This is a genomic window from Pseudobythopirellula maris (assembly GCF_007859945.1).
Taxonomy (GTDB): Bacteria; Planctomycetota; Planctomycetia; order Pirellulales; family Lacipirellulaceae; genus Pseudobythopirellula; species Pseudobythopirellula maris.
The window spans coordinates 1,155,527-1,178,304 of the sequence record NZ_SJPQ01000002.1 but is presented as its reverse complement, the minus strand read 5'-3'; the positions used below and the strand labels follow the sequence as shown (position 1 = coordinate 1,178,304).

Here is a 22,778-nt window from a genome sequence, read left to right as displayed (position 1 = left end):
GCTGCGGCTCGCCAGTGCGTGACGAACTGTCTGCTTGAGCGCAAGCCACGAGTTGAGCGCAAGCCGCGAGGCGTTTGCCGGAACGCTGCTAGCGCCACGAGATGCTAACGCCAAGAAATGCCTGCGCGGGAACGCCAGGCAAGTTGCCGAGTCTGCAGGGCAGAGAGAAATGAAAGAAGGACGGTGGGCGGCGACTTACTTGTCGTCTTCGTCCTTCTCCTTCTTCTTTTTCTTCTTCATCTGCAGCTTGCGGACCCGCACCTTGGGGATGCCGAACGGCGAATCGCTGTCTCCGAAGCGATTCTGTTCCATGAGCTTCTCGATCCGCTCGACCCGGGTGAGGACGCTGCGGTTGGCGGTGGCGCCCGCTTTGACTTTGAGAGACTTATCGATGGTCATGGTCGAAGATCCGGGCCTTGGGGCCGCCTGCGGGGCGGCCGACAAACGTGCCAACATACGGGGTCGAGGGGGCGTGCCGCCGTGGGCACGGTGATCGAAGCCCCTCAAAATACCGGCCCCGACCCATCTTCTCAAGCCCTGTTGGGGCTCGATTAAGGGCAAACAGAGGGGCGGCCTGTATTTTGTCGGCAAACGCCCGGGCCCAACTTGTCCACAACCCGGCGGGCGTTGCGGCCCGAAACCCCCGCACAGGGGTCGGTGTGGGCTAAGATTGGGGAGTCGCCGACGCCCGCTCCCGGTGCCCCTCTCGACCGGGCGTGGCCCGGCATCCCGCAGGTTTTTTCGCTCCTCCGCCAATCATCCCGGCCGCCCGAAATGAAAAAATTCCTCGCCACACCAGCCATGGGGCTGGCGGCTCTAAGCTTGTTGTTGCTGGCCCCCGCGGCTGCGAGCGCGGGCGAAGACTGGGCCCGACTGCTCGGCTACCCCGAGGGCAAGCGGGTCGTGATCCTGCACGCCCACGACATGGGCCTGTGCTACGAGAGCAACGCCGCCGTGGCCCAGCTGATCGATGGCCAAACGCCCGATAAAGACAAACCGTCGCAAGGCGACCCGACGCCGATCTCGGCCAGTGTGATGCCCCCGGCGCCGTGGTTCTCGCACGCCGCCGAGTTGGCCGCCGCGCGTCCCGGCGTCGACATCGGTCTGCAGCTCACCCTCAACAGCGAGTGGCCCCAGTACCGCTGGCGGCCGCTGAGCGGCGAGGCGCTCGCCTCCTCGCTGTACGACGGCGACGGCTGCATGTGGCGTTCGGTGCGACAGGTCGCGATCAACGCCGACCGCGACGACGTCGAACGCGAGATCCGCTGGCAACTGCTCAGCGCCGAGCGCAAAGGCATGAAGCCCACCCACCTGACCACGCACCTCGGGGCGCTCTACGCGCGGCCCGACCTGGCGGAGCTGTACCTCGACCTCGCCCGCCGGCATTGGATCCCGGCCGTGGTGGTCGACCTCACGCCGGAGCTCGCCGAGCGATTCGCCGCCCAAGGATTCCCCGTGCCCGACCGGCTGCTGGCGGCGCTGGAGGAGTACCCGCTGCCCAAGCTCAAAGACCTGCGCATCGTGCCGGCCGCCGACAGCTACGACGAGAAGGTCGAGGCGACCATCGCGCTGATCGGCGAGCTGCCGGCGGGGCTCTCGCAGGTGGCCTTCGCCCCGGCGATCGACTCGCCGGCGCTCCGTGCGATCACGCCGAGCTGGCGGCAGTTCGTTTGGGACCGCGACCTGTGGCAAGACGAGCGGGTCAAGCAGGCGATGGAGGACTCGGGCGTGGTCGTCACCACGTGGGTCGAGGTCATGGAGCGGTTCGACGGGGCGTCGCGATGAAACCTACGACCGAACGCCAAGGGAGAGACTTGGTCATGAACCCAACGATTACGGTCAGGCGTGCGCCGATCGGGCTGCTGGCGACTCTGGCCGCGGCGTGGTTGTGCGTCGCTCCGGCGGCGGCTCAGCAAACCAATTATTCGTCGGCCTACCAGCAGATGATCAAGTCGCGTCCCAACATGGACGCCGGGGTCGATCGGTACTTGTACAACAAGTACTACCGCGACAACCCCGCGATCAGCCCCTACCTGAGCGGCGCCGTGCTCGGCGGCACGCAGAGCGGCACGGCGTACACCGAAGTGGTTCGAGCCGACCAGCAACGCCGCGCCGCGGCGATGACCGCCCAAGCGCAGTACGTCCAGCAGCGCAAGCTTCAGGGCAACGTCGGCTACACGGCGCACCCGGGCGCCGGCTACATGGGAGCGATGCCCGGCGCGGGCCTGCAGAAGCCCAATGCGGCGGTCGGCGGGGCCTCGCGGTCGGGGGCCTACCAAAACCACTGGTACGGCGGCTGGGCGCGCTGAGGCGAGCCCATGCCCCAAGCGGCGCCCCAAGCCGTGGGGCCTTAAGGGGCAACGTCTTCGTGCTTCATCCGCTTGAGCGTGTTGCAGATCGTTTCCATCGAGCTGGGCCGCTTGGCGGGCTCGGTCTCGAGGCAGTGCAGGATCAGCCGCTCCAGCTCCGGCGAGATCGGCGGGTAGTAGTGGCTGAGCGGCGGGATCTCGTTGGCGCCGTGCGTCATCGCCGCCCGCCCATCGGCGCCGCGCTGCCAGGGCAGCTCGAACGCGAACATCTCGTACATCGACGCGCCGAACGAGTAGATGTCGAGTCGCTTGTCGGTCGGCCGCCGCCGCACGACCTCGGGGGCCATGTAGTTGGGCGTGCCGGTCCGGTTGCCGGGCTGCATGTATTCCTTCTCGGCCGGCACGGTCAGCCCGAAGTCGATCAGCTTGAGCGAAGTGGCGTCTTTGGAGCAAACAAAGTTGCGCGGGCAGATGTCGCGGTGGATGAACCCCGCTTTGTGAACCGCGTCGAGCCCCTCGGCCGCCTGCCGCATCAAGGCGAGCCGGTTCCCGTCGAGCAGCTTGCTGCGGCCGATGATCAGCGAGTTGAGCCCCGGGCCGTCGAGGAACTCCATCACGAGGTATTGCTCGTTCTTGGTCGTGACGCCGTGCAGCAAGGTTTTGACCACGTGGGGGTGCTCGATCTGCATGGCGATCTCCCCCTCGGTCGGCTTGCTGAGCCCCTTGAAACGCGCCTCGTGGAACTCGGTTTTTTGTTTGTCGAGCACCTTCAGTCCGACGATATCGCCCGACTCCCGATCGCGGGCCATGACGAAGTCAGACATCGTGCCGGAGACCGCCTCGCGCAGGATCTCGTAGCGCAGGGCGATGTCGACCTTGCTGCCGGAGAGGAACGCGCGAAAGATTTTGCCGATGCCGGCCATGGGCGCCGCTTCTGGATCGCTGCGGGAGGGGGGGGAAGAAAACGCCCGGCTCGCGTGGGCGCCGCCCGCACGAGCCGAGATCCCCAGTATAGCCGCGATCCGGCGGGCCAGCCACGAAGCATCGCCGGGTCCGAAAGCTCGTGTTCGGCAGCGCCGAGCGCGCTGCCGGCCGGCCGAGCTAATGTCGCGGCTACAGCGGCCTAAGGAACGCCGAGGGAACGAGGCGTCGCCCCCGGGCGTCGCAACCCCTACGATTGTCTCAGTCCTGCCCGCGTCTTTGTAGAAACGGCCTATGCTCCGCCCCCCGTCGCATCCGTCCCAGTGGCGCTTGCTCGCCATGCTACTCGTCGCGATCGCTTGCGCGTGCGTGTCGGCCCGAGCCCGGGCCGGCGGTGGTCCCGAGAACGTGCTGCTCGTGGTGAACGCCAACAGCGACAGCTCGATGACGATCGCCAACCACTACGTGCGGCTCCGCGACCTGCCCGCTACGAACGTCGTGTACGTCGACTACCGCGGCGACAAAGAGAACATCACCGGCGCGAAACTCCGCGACAAGGTGCTGGCGCCGGTGTTTCGGGCGATCACCGAGCGGCGGCTCGGCGCCCAGATCGATTGCGTCGCCTACTCGAGCGACCTGCCTTGGCGGGTTGAATTCAGCCGAGAGATGCCCGAGGGGCTCAAGCTGCCGAGGCAGCAAAAGCCAATCGGCTCGCTCACCGGCGTGACCTACCTGAGCCGCCACCTGCTGGCCAAGAGCCCGACGATCGTGAGCCTCGACTCGAATTGGTACGTGCCCGGCCCCGTGCGGGTGAACCTCGCCAATTGCACGCGGCTGGGGGCCGAGCCGAGCCGTGCGTTGCGGTCGCGGTACCTGTGGGGGCTCGATGGCTCGCGGGTGACCGATCCCAAGCATGGCCGACGGTACATCTTGTCGACGATGCTCGGCGTCACCACAGGCCGGGGCAACAGCGTCGAGGAAGTGGTCGAGAGCCTGCGGCGTGCGATCGCCGCGGAGGTCAGCCCTCCGGACGGGGCCTATTACTTCATGCGGGGCGAACGGGTCCGCACCCGGCCACGGTCGGCCTGCTTTGGCGAGGCGGCCGGCCTGTTGCGGGGTCTCGGCGCGCGGGTTGTCGAGGCCGAGGGCGTGCTGCCGCGCGGCGCCAGTGACGTGCTCGGCCTGATGACCGGTTCGCCTAAGCTCGACCTTGCCGGCACGCCGGTCGGTTTCCGGCCTGGGGCGATCGCCGAGCACCTGACGAGCACCGGCGGAAACCTCATGCTGCGGGGGCAGCAGACGCCGATCTCGGAACTCATTCGTGCGGGCGCCACGGGCGCCTGCGGCACGGTCATCGAGCCGTTCGCCATCCAGGCGAAGTTCCCGCTCCCGTCGCTGCACGTCCATTACCGCCGTGGCTGCTCGCTCGCCGAGGCGTTCTACCAATCGGTGGCGTCGCCCTACCAACTGCTGATCTTGGGCGACCCGCTGTGCCAACCGTGGGCCGATCGGCCCGCCATCCGGGTCGAAGGCTTGCCGCAGCCGGCCGAGTTTCCGGCGAGCGACGAGCCCTTCGTGGTGCAGCGCGTCCTCGATCTCAAGGCGGTCGTGACCCCTGCCGGGGCGCCGCCCGACGACGCACCGCCCGAAGGGCTTGCCGAGAGCGAGTCGCGGGCCCCGTGGGAACTGTTCATCGACGGCCGCTTGCGGGGGCGTTTGCGCAGCGGCGCCACCGTGCGGATCGACCCGAGCGGCTTGCCGCCCGGACTGCACGAGCTGCGATGCGTTGGCTATTCGCCCGACCCGATCGAGACCTCAGCGCGGCGGGTCGCCTGGGTCGACCTGCCGGAGCCAGCCGCAGCGGCCGATGAGGCCGCCGACGACACGGCCGAGGGCGCCGCGGCGCCGGCCCGCCGGGCGGCGCCGATCGAGATCGAGCCGGCTGCTTTGATCGTGCCGTTCGAGGGCGAGGTGCGGGTCACGCTCCGAGCCCCCGGGGCCGAGGCGATCGTGCTGCGTCAGAACCACCGCGAAGTAGCCCGCGTAAGCGGAGAAAGCGGCGTGGCGACGGCGCCAGCGAGCAAGCTGGGCCACGGCCCGATCCGGCTGCAGGCCGTTGCCGAGCCGAGCGGTTCGCAGTCGCGGCCCCTCTGGATCAACGTCCAGTAGGCGCGGCGTGGTTGGTCGCCGGCCAACCGAGGGCGATCCGCTGCTTGGGGGCGCAGCGGGGCCGGATCTGCGGCTTGGCCCGTTTCGGCGGCTTGGGGGCTCTGTCGAGGCTCCCCGGCTGACGTAACCGCTTTCAAACTAGGGGGTTTCGTTGACAGCGGCGCCCACATCGATACCATGAACAGACTGGCCACTCGCCTCGCGCCGTGGGCATGTAGGCGTGGTCCCCGAAGCGGATGGAACCGCACGCCGGCTGGCGGCGTCCAAGGCGTTTCAGGCGGCGCGGTTCGGGCGGCGGTTCCGGTGGCGCTGTGGCGATCCAGCCCGCTCGGGGCGCCGTCGCTCCGAGACGCTCGTCAGCCCCGCCGGGAATACCCCGCCGGATGCTTGATACCCGGTTGGGAGCCTCTCCACAGTCGAAGCGTCTCGCTAACTTGTTTCCGTGATCTAATCGTTTCGCGATTCCCCGCAGCGATCCCCCATAGCGTCCCGCCCTTGCGGCGGCTTCAGGTAACGAAGAGCCATGCAACAATACCGCGTCAATTTCACTCTCCTGATCGGTCTGCTCGTCGGCGCCTTGGTGGTCGTGGGTGGCGGCTACGGGCTGTGGCGTTTCCAAGTGGATCGCAACGCCGGCCGATTGCTCACCCGCGCCGACGAGGCCGAAGCCGAGGGCGACCTGCCCAAGACGGCCGGCCTGCTCTTCGAGTACCTCCGCATCCGCAAGGACGACGCCGAAGTCCACGAGCGTTTCGCCAACACCTTTGCCGAGATCGCCGAAGACCCGTCGGTCCAGCGCAAAGACCTCGCCATGGCGTTGCAGCGGCTCGAGATGACGGTCCGCGACCAGCCGGACAACGACAAACTGCGCCGCCGTTTGGTCGACCTCTTGATGGCCCCCCACGTGCCAGGCCTGAAGGACGCGCTCGACCACATCAATTACTTGCTCAATCGCAACCCGGGCGATCCCGAGCTCGAGCTCCTCAAGTCGCAGTGCTTGTTCGCCGTATCGGACCGCGGGGCGATGGACCACGCCTACCGCTTGATCGGCTTCGACGAGGCGACCGAGACGTTCGAACCGGAGAAGGCGGTCGCCCCGAACGACCCGATGGTCTACGCCCGCGTGGCCAACATCTTGCGGGAGGATGAGCACGAGCAGGAGCTGGCCGAGGAGATGATCGAGCGGATGGTCGAGGCGAACCCCGAATCGGGCCAAGCCTACCTCATCCGGGCCCGGCTCCGCGAACAGAAGAACGAAGACGACGCGGCCGAGGCCGACGTGGCGCGGGCGCTGGAGCTCTCGCCGAACGACCCGTCGGTCGTGGTCACCAACGCCCGCCTGCTCGCCAAGAAGGAGCGTTTCGAGGAGGCCCGCGAGCTGCTCATCGGCGCCATCAAGGAGAACCCCGAGACGCCTTTCCTTTACCAAACACTGGCCGGCATCGACCTGCGTCTGGAAGACTACGAGTCGGCCCTGTCGCGGTTCGACGAGGGCATCGAGTCGGTCTCACCCCGGGCCAGCGCCGAGCTGAAGTTCTACCGCACGCGGTTGCAGATCGAACGCGGCGACTCGGACCAGGTCGCGGCCGAGATCGAAACGATGCGTAAGGATGGCGTGATGGCGGCGCCGTTCCTCGATTACTTGTCGGCGCGTTTGGAGATGGCGAACAACGAGTGGTTCGCCGCCGCCCAAGAACTCGAGCGGCTCAGGCCCTTCCTCGCCGAGCGGGCCGAACTGAACGTCGAGTCGCTCTGGCTGCTGGGCTTCTGCTACGAGAAGCTCGGCCAGTGGGAGAGGGCGGCCGAGACCTACCAGTTGACCCTGCAGAGCGATCCCGACAACGAGCTGGCGCGTCTGGGCCTGATCCGGTCGAAGTCGCAGATCGGTCGCGGCACGGGCTCGGAAGAGGTTTCCTCCATCTACGAGCGGCTTTCCCGCGAGCTCGACAAGCCCGAGAGCGAGCAGGACTGGAACGCGTTCAACGAAGAGATCGCCCAGTACGTCGACGTTTACAACCTGTCCGACGCGATGGAGATCATCCTGCAGGGCGAGGTGCTGATGCGTCGCGGCAAGTTCGCCGAGTCGCGCAAGAAGCTGCTCGAGGCATACCGCATGGCGCCCAACGACCTGGGCGTGCGGCGTGCTGCGGTCAAGCTGTTCGCCGCCGACCCGGAGCAGGGCCCCGTCAAGGCGCTCAAGCTGCTCGACAAGGTGGTCGCCGACTTCGACGACCTGCCGATCCTGCGTCTCGAGCGCGCCGACCTCTACATCGCGATCAACGACGAGAACCTGACCGAGCAGCTGATGTCGCTCACCGACGACCTGGACGCGATGACACGCGACCAGAAGATCCAGCTCTGGACCGGCCTGTCGAAGAAGTTCGCCCAGCTCCGCGACCGCGAGTCGCAAACCTACTGCCTGCGGCAAGTGGCCGACCTCGCGCCGAGCGACTTGGTGGCGCTGTTGCAGCTGTTCATGACCGCCCGCGAGCAGGACGACGAGGCGGGCATGCGTGACGCCCAAGACCGCATCCTTGAGGTCGTCGGCAGCCAGGAGAACCCCACCTGGATGTTCACCGAGGCGAACCGCCTGGTGGCCGACTACCGCGCCACGCGTGAGGGCCCCGAGGCGCTCACCAAGGCCAAGGAACTGATCGACCGCACGATCGACGAGCGGCCCGAGTGGAACCAGCCGCTGCTGCTGGACGCCGAGATCAGCCTGCTCCGCGGCCAGGAAAGCAAGGCGCTCGCGAGTTACGACCGCGGCTCGAAGCTCGGCCGTCCCTCGGCGTTGGGGCTCTTCCAGCACGTCAAGCTGCTGATGCGTTACGGCCGCTACCAAGACGCGCTCAAAGAGATGGAGCAGGTGAATCGCGGCTCACGCTTGCTGCTGCTGGGGCAGGACTACGCCGAGGCGCTCTTCCGCTCCGGTCAGCTCGAAGAGGCGATCGCTGTGGCCCGCGAGATCAGCAGCAACACGGTCAACAACGCCGACCGCCAGCTGTGGCTCGGTCGCTTCCTGGCCTCGGCCGTCGCGACCCCGCAGGCCAAGCAAGACTTCTCCGAGGAGCGTCGCGCGAAGCTGATCACCGACGCCGGCGAGGCGTTCAACCGCAGCGTGGAGATCGAGCCCGCCTCGGCCGAGAACTGGCTCGCCCAGATCACCTTCCTGCTGATGAGCGGCCAGAAGGGCAAGGCCGAAGACGCCATCCGCTCCGCCCAGCTGGCGATCACCGAGGACCAGGTCACGCTGCTCACGGCGCGGTGCTACGAGGTGGTCGGCCGCTGGCTCGACGCGGAGAGCATGTACCGGCTGGCCCACGAGCGCGTGCCGGACGACCCCAAAACCGCCCGCCTGTTGGCCCAGTTCTACCTCGGCAAGGGGTACCCGCGTGACAACGGCCGCGAGCTCGCCCGCCCGCTGATCAACGACATCTTGCGCAGCGCGGCCGAGGGCGAAACCAATCCCAACGACCAGAACGTCACCTGGGCGCGTCGCATGGGGGCGAATCTCTTGTCCCAGACCGGCGAGTACCTCAGCCTGCTCGACGCCGAACGCCTGCTCTCTTCCAACGCGAAGGACGGCCTGATGGCGCAAGAGGACAAGGCGATGATGGCGCAGATCTTGGCGAACCGCCCCGAGCCGCTCTCGCGTCTGAAGGCCGTGAAGCTCTTCGAGGAGCTCCGCTCCGGCGGCCTCTCGAGCGTGCAGTCGGAGATGGTCCTCGCCAAGCTCTACGCCTCGCTCGGCCAATGGGAGAAGTGCCGCGACCACATGATCGACATGATCGGCGCGCGACCGACCGACCCGAACGTCCGCAAGCTCTACCTCGCGTTGCTCATCAACCAGGGCACGCCCGAGGCGATCGACACGGCCGCGCGACAGGTCCGGCGCCTGCACGAGTTGGCGCCCGAAGACCCCGCCACTCGCGACCTGGTGGCCCGGGTGGCCTACAAGCGCGGCGAGACGCAGAACGCCGTGAAGGCCGCCCGCAGCATGCTGCCCAGCAACCTCCGCTCGCTCGAGCCCGGTGACCTGCCGACCGTCAAACGCGTCGCCCGGTTGCTGACCGAATTCGAGCAGTACGACACGGCCGAAGGGCTCTACGCGCTGGCCGCTTCGCTCGGCGGCGTGAGCGAGAAGTTGGCGCTCGCCACGTTTGTTGGTCAGCACCGCGACCTCGAGAAAGGCTTCGACACGCTCGAGGGCTTGCGCGGCGAATCGAGCGCCGTGGGGCTCGTCCAGCAAGGGATCGCGGTGCTCCGGCACCGCGCCGAGCAATCGGACAGCGGCCAGATCGACCAGGAGTACCTGTCGCGGGTTTCCGGGTGGCTCGACAGCGCGCTCCGCGACAACCCCGAGCAGATCAGCCTGCTGCTCCACAAGGCCGAGTTGCTCGACTTGCAGGGCAAGCCCCTGGAGTCGGCCGAGACCTACCGGGTGCTGCTCGAAAGCGACAAGCTCCGCAACGTGTCGCGGGCCGTTGTGCTGAACAACCTGGCGTACCTGCTCTCGGTCACGGTCGGAACGCCCGACGCCACGGCCGAGGCCTTGGAGCATGTCGACGAGGCGATCTCGATCATCGGCCCCACGAGCGACGTGCTCGACACACGGGCGGTGGCCTACCTGGCGGCCGACAAGGCGGACGAGGCGGTCGAAGACCTCAAGCTGGCGGTCATCGACAAGCCGACCCCGTCGAAGTACTTCCACAAGGCGGTCGCCCACATGATGTCGAACGACCAGGACGACGCCCTGGAGGCGTGGAAAAAAGCGGTCGAATTGGGGCTCTCACGCGACGATCTGCCCCGGGTCGAACGCGAGCAGTACGACCAGCTCAAGTCGGACCTTGAGAACAGGGGCTTGCTCAGCGCAAGCCTCTGAGGCGTTCGCTCCTGGCTGCCGGGCGAGAAAAGCGGTCCGCCGCCAGGCGTGGATTCTGTCGATTTGAGTTTTCCGGCCCCGATGAATAGGCTGGATAGTAGGGACGGGACCGCTCGGCTGGTGAGCCAAGCCACTCCCGCTCCCACCGATCCCCTCGACCTTTTGCCCCCCGAATCGCCATGCTCCGGCACGCCCTGATCCTCGCCGCCCTCGCTCTCCTGGCGACCCCGTGGGCCGAAACCCCGGCCCAGGGGCAGGTGCTCGACGTCGCCCCCGCAGACCAGCCCACGCTCGGCTACCGCTACGGCGAACTCAGCGGGGCGGAACGCGGCGCCCTGCGTCGCTCTTTCCGGTTGTCGCTCGACGCCCTCGCCGAGGCCGAGTCGCCGGAGGGCCTCGCCCGGCTCGCGAGCGTGGGGCCTCTGCCCGACGTGTCGCGTCCGATGCTGCGGGTCGATCCGCTCGACGACCGCATCGCCGACAACCAAGGGAACCCGTTCCTCGACGACGAGCGGCTCGGCGTGGCGCCGAGCGATATGGCCAACAAGACCGCCAAGGCGGCGGCCCCGGCCGAGGAAAAGCCGCGCGGCTTGCTGCGGGCGATCGGCGGGGTGCTCCAGTCGCTCAACCCCGTGAAGGGCGTGCCCAAGGTGTCGCTCCCCGCCGCCGCGCCGGCCGAAGCCGATCCTTTCGGCGATGGCGGGTTTGAAGCCGAGGCCGGCGGCGACACAACGGACGACCCGTTCAACACCCCCGCCGCCGAAGAGCCGGCCGAAGAGGAAGACATCGACCCCTTCGGCGACGTGCTCGAGGGCGACGATCCGTTCGCCGGCTTCTGAGCGGCTCGGTCTCCTGTCCGCATTCGGCGGGGGATGTGCTATTCTTGGGGATGCAACGCGATAGCGGCGAGGGACGGCCGGCTGCCGTCCGCCCCCCCTTCCGACTCCGCAAGCGGCCGCCCTAGCGCACGCCATCCCCAGGGATCTCACAGGACACGGTCATGAACGCCCGCCCGCACTCGCAAGGTCCGCGTTGGCGGTCCCCCCTCCGCCGTCAATCCGTGGCGGGGATTCTAGCCTTGGCGGCGTTCACTGCGGCGGGTTGCGGGGACAATCCTCCGGCGAGCAACAACCTGGCGGTCGAGCTGCTCGAGACCGAGGAGCTGACCCCCGAGCAGAGTTTCAAGAACATCGTCGAGGCGGTCAAACGGCAGGTCGACAACCGCGGCCTGCGCGACGCGATGTCGCTCGGCATGTCGAGCACCGTTCCGGGCGAGCCGATGACCGACTGGAACACGACGATCGAGCACGATTTCACCCCCCCGGCTTCCGAGGGCGAACCTTACCGCGGCTCGGTCACGTTCAACACCGTCTCGAAGACGGTCTTCATCAACACCGGCTCGTCCGACGGCAGCGGCGAAGAAGCCGAGGCGGCCTCCGAGTCGTCGTCCCCGCTGAGTCAAATGGGCTCGAGCAGTTCGCCGTACCGCGAGCTCAAGGACCAGACGAGTCAGCGCTACGAGTTCGAGTACCGCGGCAGCCGCTGGGAGCTCGTCTCCGAGGTCGACGAAGAGAACAAACCCTTCGACGCGGGGGTGTTGGAATCCGCGTTGATGAAGCAGTAAGGCCGGGCGCCGCCCTCTTCGCCCGTATAAGGCCCGTCCGGTCTCGCTCCTTTCAAGCCGCGCTCGCCGCGGCGGCGACGCCCTCGATCAGCATCTGCGCGCCGATCACCGCCATGATCAGCCCCATCAGCTGCGTGACGACCTGCAGGCCGCTCTCGCCCAGCAGCTTGGTGAGCCGCTCGCCAAACAGGAACGCGGCCAGGGTGACGAGGCACAGCACGCCGAAGGCGGCGATCGTCACCGCGATGTTCGCCAGCCCGCCGCCCGAGGCGAAGTTCATCGCCGTCGCCAGCGTGCCCGGCCCGGCGAGGATCGGCAGCGCCAGCGGCGAGACCGCCACGTCGCCGGCCGCCTCCGCCCCCTCGGCTTCGCCGCCCTGCCGGTGCATGCCGGAGCTTTTGCCGTGCAGCATGTGGTAGCCGATCATAAACACGAGCACGCCGCCGGCGATCTTCAGCGCGGGCAGCGTGAGGCCGAACAGCTCGAAGAGCCCCTTGCCGATCGCCGCGAACGCCGCGACGACGCAGAACGCCACGACCAAGGCCTTCACGGCGGTCTTGGTCCGCTCCGCCCGCGAGCGGTCGCCGACCAGGCCGAGGAACACCGCCGTGTTGGCCACCGGGTTCATCACGGCGAAGAACCCCAGAAACACCGTGACCGCGTGTTGGTAGAACTCGCTCATGTGGTTGGCTCTGCGGATCGCCTTGCCGTGCGGGTGGGAGCGACCGCCTGCCGACCGCTCTCTCGGCGCCATCCTACCCGCCGGGCCCGCCACGGGTCAGCGCGGCGTCCACGGCCATGACCGCCGCGCTCACGGCGCTGGCGGCTTGTACTCGAGCAGATAGCGGCGGCGGCCCTCGGCGAACGCACGGAGCGAGTCCTCGGCGTCGCGCGCCGGGGAGGTGGCGGCGAGGAAGGCCTCGGTCGTGGTGAGCTTGCGCGTGTCGCGCTCCACCGCCGGGCGGATCAGCTCGCGGTAATGCTCGACACGCGGCCCGAGATGGTCCCAGTCGAGCGCGTCGCGGGCGATCTCCTGGACGTAGCCGAGGTATTTCTCGCGCAGGCTTGGCACGGCCAATAGCCGGCTCCGCAGCGGCATCCGCTCCTCGTCGACCACGACAAGCGGGTCAAGATCGACCCCGCCGTGCGGACCAAAGCCGCCCCGTTCGCCGCCACCCCGCCGGCCGCGACGCCGGCCCTCTTGCTCGGGCGGGCCGTCTGCGGCGCCGTTGGGGGGAGGCCCAAAGCCCTCTGGCGGCCCGAAGCCCGGGGGCGGGCCAAAGCCGGCAGGCGGGCCGAAGCCACCGGGGCCTCCGGGGCCGCCGCCGGGCGGGCCGTGCGAAGCCCGCAGCGCCTCGTTCGTGTCGTGTGGGATCAGGTGGAACTGGCCCTCGGCGTCGCGGAACAGGTTGTAGTCGCTCGCCCGCGTCCAGTAGCCATCGCTGTTGACCAGCGCCACGTCGAGCGCCAAGAAGCGGAGCGCCTCGTCGATGTCGAGCAGCGGCCCGAGCTCTTGCTCGAGCCGGTCGCGCGGCGTCTCGTTGAGCACGCGGCAGAGCTCGATCAACGCGCGCCACGCCTTCTCGCCGTCGTTGGACTTCATCTCGAAACGCGACTCGTAAGGCGCGAGCCCCTCGCCCAGGTAGCGCAGCCCGCCGTCGCCGCGGGGGCTGCCGGGGACTTTCCAGCGCGTCCCCTTCGACGAGCCGTAATTCTCCCGGAGGAAAATCTTGTCGAACTGCTGCACGTTGGCGAACACGCCCCAGCTCTCGCCGCCCACGACAACCTCGACGAAATTGACCTTCGGCACGGCCACGCGGTCGCGGGCGATCTCGGCGTACAGCGCCGCGCTCATCATCGACGGGTCGCCGTTGCAGTTGAGCAGGTTGAGCGTCTTGTAGCCGCCGAGCCGCTGGTCCTCGTCCGTGTGGTCGAGCGACACGTTGAGCGATTTCTTGTAGCCGTCGGGGACCATCATGTACGACGAAGCGCCGCGGAAGTGGACGCCGACGCCCGGGTACGCGACCCCGTCGACCGTGAGCGTGGCGGGCACGTCGACGTCGGTCCCCTTGAAGTCGGCGAGCTCTTCCTGCCAAGCGTTGGGCTCGCCGTCGTGTTCGAAATCGAGGAACAGCGTGCGCAGCACGTCGGGGTCGTACAGCGGGGCGTCGGGGTAGTGGGGGACTCCGTCGGGACGCAACCGCGCGCCGGGCGACGGAGCCTCGCGGTTGTTGCGGCCGCGGAAACCGCCCGGCGGCCCGAAGCCGCGGCGCCCGCCGCGTTGCTGCTGCGGGTCACCGAGCCAGAGCCGCGCCGCGCGGCGTTCCGACGCGCCGAGCACGCCGTCGCCGTCGGCGTCGAAGTCATCAAGGAGTTCGATCTCCTCCCCGCCCGGCGGGCCGACACGCCCATCGCGTGGGGGCTGCGTGTGGGCGCGGTACGCCGCTAGCAGGAGCACGGTGAAGGTGAGCGCGTAGACGAGTCGTTTCATCCAGAATCGCTTTGCCGGTCGGAGGGGAAGTGCGTGGCTTCCGGATCCAACCCCGGCGACCGGGCCAGGCGCCGCGGAATCTCGACGCTTGAGGCAGAGCACGGAGGGGGGCCTTCGTCACCGGACTAGAGCGGTTTGCTCATTGGTGTAGACGCACGGCTCGCGATCGGCGTCATGGCTTCGTCAGCCTGCATCGACAATGCACCGCATTGCCTGCTTCGGCTTCCTCGCCACGCCGCCAATCGCTTCCCCGCTCGTCCACACCAATTCGAATACCGCTCTAAAGCCACGGCGTCAGCAGCCCGGCGACGACGAACAGCGCCGCGAACGCCACTTCCCACAGCCAGTAGCGCACCGGGATCGGCGCCCGGCAGTCGCGGCAGCGGCCGCGGAGCATCATGTAGCCGATGATCGGCAGGTTGTGCCAGGGGCGGATCTTGTGGCCGCACACGGGGCAATGCGAAGGGGCGAAGACCACGTCCTTGCCCTTGGGCGCGCGGAGCGCCACGACGTTCAGGAAGCTGCCCACACAGCCGCCGAACGCCGCCAGCCACACAACGACCGCCCACCACGGCAGGGCGTCGAGCCACGGCGGCACGCGCTCGAAGGTGAACAGGTTTTCGAACCACTCGGTCATGGGGTGCAGCGTAGCGTGGCGGCGCTGTGAGCGGCAGGCCCACAATAGCGACGCAGCATCGGGGCTCTCTTGGGGCCGAGCTCAGAGAAGCCCCGCCAGCGGCCCGCCGGGCCCGGCCATCGCCTCGACCCGGGCCGACACCTCGGGGTCTTCCTCCAGCACGGGGGCGTGGTGTGGCTTGGTGCGGGCGTCGATCACGAGCGAGCCGCGGCAGCCCCAGTGCTTCTGGTGCGTGAAGGCCTCGACGCCGCCGATGTCGGCCGCCGGGTTGCTGCGGGTGAACGTGACCCACAGGAAGTTGCCGAGGCTTTCTGCCACGAACGCCGGGTCGTCGCACAGCACGACCAGCCGGAAGCGGCCGATCGGCTCGGCGGCCGTGAGCGACTCGCCGAAGCGGCGCAGGTCGGCGGCCGATTGCGACTCGCTGCGGGCCAAGCCGGCCCGCTCGACCGCGGCGCCGAGCGCCGGGTCGCGTCGCGAGGCGTCGTAGTCGAAGGTCGGCTCCGGCAGCCGCGGCGCCCGCACCGCTAACACGCCCGGCAACGCCACGCGGGGGTCGGCGAAGCCGTCGGGCAGACGCAGGTCGCTAGGCAGTTCGGTCGCCAGCTCGAAGCGCGCCGGGCCGCAGGCGGCCACCACCAGCTTCGAGCCGGCGTTCAGGCCGTCGCCCGAGTAGTCGAGTGTGTCGATCGTCGTTTCGGTGTGGAAGTGCAGGTCGCGCGACCAATCGGCCCGCTCCAGCACGTGGCCGAGGAAGGCGCGGATGTCGTGCAGGTCGGGCGCCGGCTTGTCGTCGCCATTGGCGATGAACAAATACTTAGCTAACGACAGCTGCCCCTGGCCCAAGATCGCACACGCCTGCGTGAGCAGCTCCTGCGGGCGGGTTTCCTGCATGAACGGCATGTAGCGTTCGCTCCCGACCGCCAGCAGCAGCGGGTGGACGCCGGCGGCGTCGACGGCGTGAACGCCCCGCACGCCCGGCAGCACCGTGGGGATCACCGGGCCGGTGAGGTCGTGGATCAGCTCGCCGAACGCCGTGTCTTCTTGCGGCGGGCGGCCCACGACGGTGAACGGCCAGATCGCGTTCGCCCGGCAGTAGACCTTCTCCACTCGTAGCACGGGGAACGGGTGGGCGAGCGAGTAGTAGCCCAGATGGTCGCCGAAGGGCCCCTCGGGTTTCATCAGCGCGGCGTCGCCGTCGTGAATCACCTCGCCGCAGATGGCGAAGTCGGCGTCGGCGTAAACCGGCAGGCCGCCGGGTCGCTTCGCCATGCGGATGCGGCGGCCGCCCAAGGCGCCAGCGAACGTGAGCTCGCTCATCCCCTCGGGCAGCGGCATCACGGCCGAGAGGTTCATCGCCGGCGTGCCGCCGACGAAGACGTTCACCTTCAGCGGCTCGCCGCGACGCATCGCGGCGGCTTGGTGGACGCCGATCGAGCGGTGCAGCTGGTAGTGCAGGCCGACTTCGTGGTCCGTCTCGTACTCGGCGCCAGCGAGCTGGATGCGGTACATGCCGATGTTCGATCGCTTCAGGCCGGGCGCGTCGGGGTCCTCGCTGTAGACGATCGGCAGCGTGACGAACGGCCCGCCGTCGCGGGGCCAGCTGGTCATCTGCGGCAGCTCGGAGAGATGGGCCTCGCTCTCCATGACCGGCCCGCTGCGGACGGGCTTGGGCAAGGTCCGCAAGGCGGCGAGCGGCGCGCCGGCGTAGCGCAGCGGCGAGCGGAGGGCGCGCGTCGGATCGATCTTCAGCTCGACCAGCCGCTGAACGGTCTCGTACGTGTCGCGGAACATCAGCCGCGAACGCTCGAGCGTGCCGAACAGGTTGCTCGCCATCGAGAACCGGCATCCGGCGACGTTCTCGAACCACAGCGCCGGCCCGCCGGCGGCGTAGACCCGGCGGTGGATGGCGGCCGCCTCGAGGTACGCGTCGACCGGCGCGTCGATCCGGCGCAGGTGATCGTGGCGCTCGAGGTCGGTCAGGCAGTGGCGGAGCGAGTGGTAGCCCAAGGGAAGACCGTCTGGATTTCGCAGGTCGGTTCGTGCTGCGGGAGGCGTCTGAGACGCCTCCCGCAATCGGTTGGTTGTCATCAACGCTTGCGCTTCGCCTTGCGTTGCAGCCGCAGCCCCTCTTGCCCGTGGTAGGTGAGCAGCAGGGCGCCCTCGGCGGCGAACTCGTCGAACAGGTCGAACACCATCCGCTCCTCGCCGGGCCAGGGGTAGGCGAACACCAGGTCGAAGTCGTCCGGCTCGAGGTCTAGCAGCTCGTAGGCGTTCTGGCCGTCGCTGCGCAGCCAGGTGCAGTCTTGCTGGTCACCGGCGTGGAGGTCGTCGAGGATCTCGTCGCCGCCGTCGGGGACGAACGACGCGCAGACGAAGTCGGCCTCGATCTCGTGGTCTTCGCCGAGCGCGACGGCCAGGTCGACGAGGTCTTCCTCGATCTCCACGCCGATGGCGTCCAGGCCGAGCGTGGCGGCCAGCAGCGTGACCACGCCGGCGCCGCTGCCCCACTCGCAGAAGCGGTGGCCGGGCGCCAGGCCGAGATCTTCGATCGCCGTGAGGGCCCAGTACGTGTCGACAAAGTCGCTCGGCACGAAGGCGGGCATCGGCGTCTCGCGACGCTCGTGCACCAGCCGCTCGATCCGCTTGTCGGCGTCGTCGAGCAAGCGTTTGATGCGCTGGGGCAGCGGCGCCGATTTCGGGTCGAGCGGGACAGGACGGAGCATGGCGGCGGGCGCTGGGCGAAGCGGAGCACGGCGGCTTCGCACGGCGGGCGAGGCTCTCCGATAGCTTAGGGAGGTCGCCCGGGGGCGACAAACCCCGTGGGCGGGGGAAGGACTCGCGGCTTCGCACCCTCGGATAGCGACGCGAACCAATCCGCTCTGGGGAACGCCCTCTGTGGCGTTCCGGCCCCGGGCGCCGGTTCACCTGTCAGGGACGCGCTCGCCCGCCGGGGTTCGGGCCGCCACAGAGGGCGGCCCCTACAGGATTCCTGTTCGGTTCGCCATCAACGGCGGCCGCACGGGCCCACAGCCGCCGTCACAGCCCGGCGAAGTAGTTCCGCACCGCCGCACCGAGAGCCTCCTCGTCGACGACCGGCGGGCGGCCGTGGACCTCGCAGAAGTTCACCGCCTGGCGCACCAAGTCACGGGGGTGGCAGAAACGCATCGGTCGGTCCGCGCCGCGGTAATGCTCGCTCAGCAGCAAGTCGGCCGCCTCCGGCGCGAGCCGGTAGCCGGCGCGGGCCGCTTCGGCGTTGAGCAGGCTGCGGAATTGCTGCTCGCTCGGGTCGTCGACCTCGATCTTGTACGGGATGCGGCGCAGGAACGCCTCATCCACCAGCTCGCGCGGCTCGAGGTTGGTCGACAGGACGAAGAGCGTCTCGAAGGGGACCTGCAGTTGCCGGCCGCTCGCCAGGCTGAGGAAGTCGAACCGCTTCTCGAGAGGCACGATCAGCCGGTTGAGGATCTCGGTGCTGCTGGCCCGCTGGCGGCCGAAGTCGTCGATCACCAGCGCCCCGCCGCACGCCTTGAGCTGCACCGGCGCCTCGCTCACGCCCGAGTCGGCGTTGAACGCCGGGTCGAGCTGGTCGAGCGTCAGCTCGCCGCCGACGACCACCGTCGGCCGGCGGATGAGGACCCAGCGGCGGTCGTAGCGCGCCGCGGCGAGCGACGGGTCGTCGATCTCCTCGTGGCAGCTCGCGTCGAACAGCCGGATCATGTCGCCGCCCACGCTCACCGCGCGGGGGATCCAGATCGACTCGCCGAACGCCCGGCAAACGCGCTCGGCGATCGAGGTCTTGCCGTTGCCGGGCGAGCCGAACAGGAACATGCCGCGACCGTCGTTGATCGCCTGGGCCAACAGGCTCAGCAGCTCGGGGCGGAGGGTGAGCTCGGCGAGCGCCGTGCGGAGTTGTTCGAGGCCCACCCGCGACGAGCCGAGCGACTGCCCACGCATCGCGCGCTCGTAGGCCTCGAGCGGCACGGGGGCGGCGTCGGCGTAGTTGGCTTGCTCCACGCAGCGACGGGCGGCGGCGAACCCCGCCTCGCTCAACTGGTAAATGTAGTCGCTGGGACCGGCCTGGCCTTTGATCGTCACCTGCAAGTCGTCGCGCAACCGGCCGAGCGTCTCGCTCACCAAGGCGCGCGAGAGCCGGGTGCGATCGGCCACGTCGCGTCCCGAAGAGGCGCCCGAGTGCAGCAGCACCTTCAGAACGAGGCCCTCGACGAGCGCGGCGGTGAGGCCGGCCTGCTCGAGCGTTTGCGGCTCGGGGGGCGGCTCGAGCGCCCGCGGCGGAGCGGTAGGCTGTGGCGACAAACCCGGCGGCTTCCAATCGGCTAGACCGGCCGGCGGGGCGCCGGCGGCGCTCAGTGCGAGGCCTTCGCTGGTGGGCTGCATCGGTGGCTTCTCCGTGGCGCCCCGGCGGGGGGCGTCGGGGGGGGAGGCAGGGAAGGAGGCGGAGGGGGCTAACCCACGCGGCGCGACCCGCGGTGTTCGCCGGCGTGCGATCGCTCGAGAGCCAGTGTGAGATCGCTCGAGAGCAAGTGCCCAATGAAATAGATGCGTCGCGGCGGGGGCGTTGTCCAGCCGATCGCCTGAGTGGGCGACAAAGAACTTGTGGATGGCCGCGGCTTCACCCTTGTGGCCCGCTCAATCGCGCCAATCGGCGCGTCGGCCGGTGCGTCGTTAGACGGACCGCCGCTCGGCCTGGCGCCCGTCGAGCGGGGCGAGACGGAAGGTGGTGATCTCCGGCCGGGCGCCGAACCGGACCCGCATCTTGTAGCCGAGGCCGCGGTTGATGTAGAGCCGTCGCCCTTCGCTGAGCGCGATCTCACCCGACACGTAGTCGCGGTTCTCGACGGGCAAGATCGGCGCCCCCAAGAACGGGAACCGGCATTGCCCGCCGTGCGTGTGGCCCGCCAGCACCCAGCCGCGGGCGTCGCGCCATTCGGGCAGGTCGACGCTGTCGGGGTTGTGCGTCAAATAGATCGCGTCGTCCGTGGGGCCGTTCCCGCGGATCGCCGCTTTCAGGTCGCACTCCTTCGCCCACAGGTCGCCGCAGCCAACGATCGGAAGCCCGTGCAGGTCTTGTGTCTCGTTCTCGAGCATGCGCACCCCGATCGACCGCAACGCCTCGACCAGGTCGCGGGCGACCTGAGGATGGCGGTAGTGCGCGCCGTGGTCGTGGTTGCCAAGCACGGCGAAGGTGGGGGTCTCGTGGGGGGCGAGCTCGGCCAGCAGGTCGCGTGTCTTGGCGATCTGCTCGCCCCGCTCGCAGGTCATGAAGTCCCCGGTGATCACGACACCCGCCGGCCGCATCGAGCGCACGCGGCGCAGAGCGGCGAGAAGGTAGTTGTCGTCGACCTCGTCGCCCGCGTGCAGGTCGCTGATCTGCACCAGCCGTTGGTCCCACAGCCGACGCGGCAGGCCGGCGAGCGGCATGTCGCGTGTGACCATCTCGATCCAGTGCGGTTCGAGCCGCCAGGTGTAGGCGCCCAGTCCGGTCGCCCCCACCGCGCTAATCGCGGCCGCCTTGGCCAGGAATCGGCGTCGGCTCATCGGTGCGGGAGGATCGGGCATGCTAGCGGACGGTTTGATCAGAGGGGTGAGTCGGTGTGGGTTGCGCCGGAGCGTGGCGCCGAGGGGGGCGAGTAGTGGGGTGGGGCGGATGGCGGGGCGACCGCTATTATTTCGGCTGTGCCGCTTGGGGCAACGAAGAAATCGCCAGCGAGGCGGTTTGTACGCTTATTATGTGAGCGGAGCCGCCCAAGTGGCCGTAATATGAAGGTTTTGGCGGCTGTCGGGGGGAGGGCTCCGTCCCACAGCCCCTGCTCGCCGTCTCGAAGTCCGATGACCCGTGTCCGATGAACATTTACGTCATGCCTCGCGTCGCGTCGAACGCCGTTTCGCTCACCCACCGATTCCTCCCGAAACGGCGGGCGGCGGTCGCCTTTTTTGTGCTGCTGGCGCCCGCACTCCTGCTGTTGAGCGGCTGCACCAAGCAAGTGGGCTACAACGATGCGGCCGACGATGGCGCCGCCGAGGAGTCCGCACCGTTCGACCCAGCCTCTTCAGAAGCCCCGGCGGAAGATGATTCCCCGCAGGGCGTCGAGGACCCAATCGCGGCGTCCGAGGGGCTCTCTGCTAGCGAAGCATACGCAGACGACCCGTTTGACGACCCTTTCGCGGCCGAAGTTCCCCAGGGCCAAGCCGATTCGTTCGCCAACGAGTCGGCGGCGGAGGACGACGACCCGTTCCCCTACGACGCCACCGCCTCGACGCCCGAGGAGCCGGCCGACGAGCAAGGCAGCGACCCGTTTGGATCGATGCTTGCAGAGAATGCGGGGGTCGATCGAGCGGGGGCCGATGAGGCGCCGGCCCGCGGCTCGGGAACGCCCTCCACGCCCCCGGGCCGCTACCCGGCGTCCGGGCAGCCGCTGCCGTGGGACTCCAACACCAGCGACGAGAGCGCGGGCTCGGAGATGCCCGACATGACGAAGCAACTCTTCTCCAAGGTGCAGCCAGACGCCGGCCCTGCGGCTCCAGAGGCCGACGCCCCCAATGCCGAGGCCGCCGATGAGGCCAGCAGCGGCGAGAGCACATTCGAGAGCCTGATTGCCGATTCGATTCCGGAAGACACACCCGACTCGCCCGAGCCCAGCCCAGCCGAGGAGAAGAAAGAAGCGTCGCCGTACGGCGATTTCGCGGCGCCCGATCCCGGCGCGATGGCGCTCAGCCCCCCGGCGTACCAACCGCTGCGGTCGCCGCCCACGCAGCCGCCGAGCGAATACCGCCCGTTGCAAAAGCCGACCCCAACCCCACGCAGCCGTCCCACGGCCCCTATGGCCCCCACGACCACGCCCCCCGCGACCCGAGCCAACCGGGCCGAGACGTCGCCCATGCCGTGGGACGCCGCCCCGGGCCCCGAGGCGCAGCCTGCGCCAGTAGCTCAGACGCCGCCTTCTACAGCGAAGCCCGCCGCTGCGGCGCCGCCGTTTTGGGACGAGACACTCCCGCCATCCAAGCCTGACGAGCCCGCGATCGCCAGCGATCCCGTCGCGGCCCCTCGGCCCGAACCGACCGCGGCGGATCGCTACGCGTTGCGCTCCAAGCCGGCGGCGCCGGTCGAGCCGCCGCGGCCGCCGATCGCCGTGGCGACCGACAACACCCGCCAGCAGGCGTGGCTGCTCGGCGCCAAGGTGAGCCTGGCGCGGCTGATGCCGTACGCCGGCGCCACGCCGACCGAGCTGGCCGAGTGGGACCGCGACGTCGACCAGCTCAGCGAGCGGCTCGGCGTCGAATGGACCTCGCCCGACGCCCCCGAGGTCGACGGCGCGGGCGCGGAGCTGCTGCGGCTCTTGGGCGAGGGAGAGGGCGCCGGCGACACGTTGCTCAAGCGCCACGGCCCCGACCACGCGGCGCTGCTCGAGATCTCGCTCAAGACGAACGCCCTGCTGCTGCTCTACGAGAAGCACCCGAAGCTCGCCGGGCCGATCGCCCGCTCGGTGGCGACGGCCGCCAACCGGGCCGACCTGCCCGCCAGTCTGTGGCTCGACCTGCTCGACACGCTCGACGCCGACCCGACCGAGGACGAGGTGTTCGACGCGGTCTACCGCCTGCAGCAAGACATCGAAGAGCACCTGCGGTGAGGGGGTAAGGGGCCGGGGGCAGGAGCCGGTGCTTAGCCGACGGCCCACGGCCTTCGGACCACGCCGATCGCCGCCATTGTGCCGATCCACGGCGCT

The 22,778-nt window shown here is 69.0% G+C and carries 16 protein-coding genes; 7 read left to right on the top strand and 9 right to left on the bottom strand.

Annotated elements, in window-relative coordinates:
• Positions 1-195: 195 nt before the first annotated feature.
• Positions 196-399, bottom strand: coding sequence for a small basic protein (locus Mal64_RS12415; protein ID WP_146400565.1), 204 nt, complete (start codon positions 397-399; stop codon positions 196-198).
• Between the two features lie 375 nt (positions 400-774).
• On the opposite strand from Mal64_RS12415, the gene Mal64_RS12410 reads away from it, so the two are divergent.
• Positions 775-1,785 carry a polysaccharide deacetylase family protein gene (locus tag Mal64_RS12410; protein ID WP_146400563.1) on the top strand — a complete coding sequence of 337 codons (1,011 nt, stop codon included), beginning with the start codon at positions 775-777 and terminating at the stop codon, positions 1,783-1,785.
• 35 nt (positions 1,786-1,820) lie between these two features.
• The gene (locus Mal64_RS12405) at positions 1,821-2,309 is read left to right on the top strand and encodes a hypothetical protein (protein WP_146400561.1); all 489 of its coding nucleotides are present in this window, start codon (positions 1,821-1,823) and stop codon (positions 2,307-2,309) included.
• A 41-nt stretch (positions 2,310-2,350) separates the two neighbouring features.
• Here Mal64_RS12405 and Mal64_RS12400 read toward each other — a convergent pair whose 3' ends face one another.
• The gene (locus tag Mal64_RS12400; protein ID WP_146400559.1) at positions 2,351-3,232 is read right to left on the bottom strand and encodes a serine/threonine-protein kinase; all 882 of its coding nucleotides are present in this window, start codon (positions 3,230-3,232) and stop codon (positions 2,351-2,353) included.
• A gap of 292 nt (positions 3,233-3,524) precedes the next feature.
• Here Mal64_RS12400 and Mal64_RS12395 point away from each other — a divergent pair, with 292 nt between their 5' ends.
• From Mal64_RS12395 to Mal64_RS12380, 4 genes are all read left to right on the top strand, one after another.
• A complete protein-coding gene (locus Mal64_RS12395; RefSeq protein ID WP_146400557.1) occupies positions 3,525-5,399 on the top strand; it encodes a TIGR03790 family protein in 1,875 nt (624 codons plus the stop codon).
• A 523-nt stretch (positions 5,400-5,922) separates the two neighbouring features.
• Complete coding sequence (locus tag Mal64_RS12390) at positions 5,923-10,281, top strand: tetratricopeptide repeat protein (protein WP_146400555.1); 4,359 nt, start codon at positions 5,923-5,925, stop codon at positions 10,279-10,281.
• 179 nt (positions 10,282-10,460) lie between these two features.
• Entirely contained in the window at positions 10,461-11,120 is a 660-nt protein-coding gene (locus tag Mal64_RS12385; protein ID WP_146400553.1) for a hypothetical protein, read from the top strand.
• Between the two features lie 161 nt (positions 11,121-11,281).
• A complete protein-coding gene (locus tag Mal64_RS12380) occupies positions 11,282-11,905 on the top strand; it encodes a hypothetical protein (protein ID WP_146400551.1) in 624 nt (207 codons plus the stop codon).
• 52 nt (positions 11,906-11,957) lie between these two features.
• Here the strand turns inward: Mal64_RS12380 and Mal64_RS12375 are convergent, their stop codons facing one another.
• The 7 genes from Mal64_RS12375 to Mal64_RS12345 all read right to left on the bottom strand — a co-directional run bounded on the left by Mal64_RS12375 (position 11,958) and on the right by Mal64_RS12345 (position 20,592).
• Entirely contained in the window at positions 11,958-12,587 is a 630-nt protein-coding gene (locus tag Mal64_RS12375; RefSeq protein WP_146400549.1) for a MarC family protein, read from the bottom strand.
• Positions 12,588-12,716: 129 nt separating this feature from the next.
• A complete protein-coding gene (locus Mal64_RS12370) occupies positions 12,717-14,396 on the bottom strand; it encodes a CotH kinase family protein (RefSeq protein WP_146400547.1) in 1,680 nt (559 codons plus the stop codon).
• Between the two features lie 280 nt (positions 14,397-14,676).
• Entirely contained in the window at positions 14,677-15,033 is a 357-nt protein-coding gene (locus Mal64_RS12365) for a prepilin peptidase (protein ID WP_146400545.1), read from the bottom strand.
• A gap of 81 nt (positions 15,034-15,114) precedes the next feature.
• Entirely contained in the window at positions 15,115-17,043 is a 1,929-nt protein-coding gene (locus tag Mal64_RS12360) for a UbiD family decarboxylase (RefSeq protein ID WP_146400543.1), read from the bottom strand.
• Between the two features lie 80 nt (positions 17,044-17,123).
• Entirely contained in the window at positions 17,124-17,759 is a 636-nt protein-coding gene (locus tag Mal64_RS12355; RefSeq protein WP_146400541.1) for a class I SAM-dependent methyltransferase, read from the bottom strand.
• Between the two features lie 313 nt (positions 17,760-18,072).
• The gene (locus tag Mal64_RS12350; RefSeq protein ID WP_146400539.1) at positions 18,073-19,431 is read right to left on the bottom strand and encodes an AAA family ATPase; all 1,359 of its coding nucleotides are present in this window, start codon (positions 19,429-19,431) and stop codon (positions 18,073-18,075) included.
• 288 nt (positions 19,432-19,719) lie between these two features.
• Positions 19,720-20,592 carry a metallophosphoesterase gene (locus tag Mal64_RS12345; protein WP_197525701.1) on the bottom strand — a complete coding sequence of 291 codons (873 nt, stop codon included), beginning with the start codon at positions 20,590-20,592 and terminating at the stop codon, positions 19,720-19,722.
• Positions 20,593-20,897: 305 nt separating this feature from the next.
• Between Mal64_RS12345 and Mal64_RS12340 the strand changes: the two genes are divergently transcribed.
• Positions 20,898-22,682, top strand: coding sequence for a hypothetical protein (locus Mal64_RS12340; protein ID WP_146400537.1), 1,785 nt, complete (start codon positions 20,898-20,900; stop codon positions 22,680-22,682).
• Positions 22,683-22,778 lie beyond the last annotated feature (96 nt).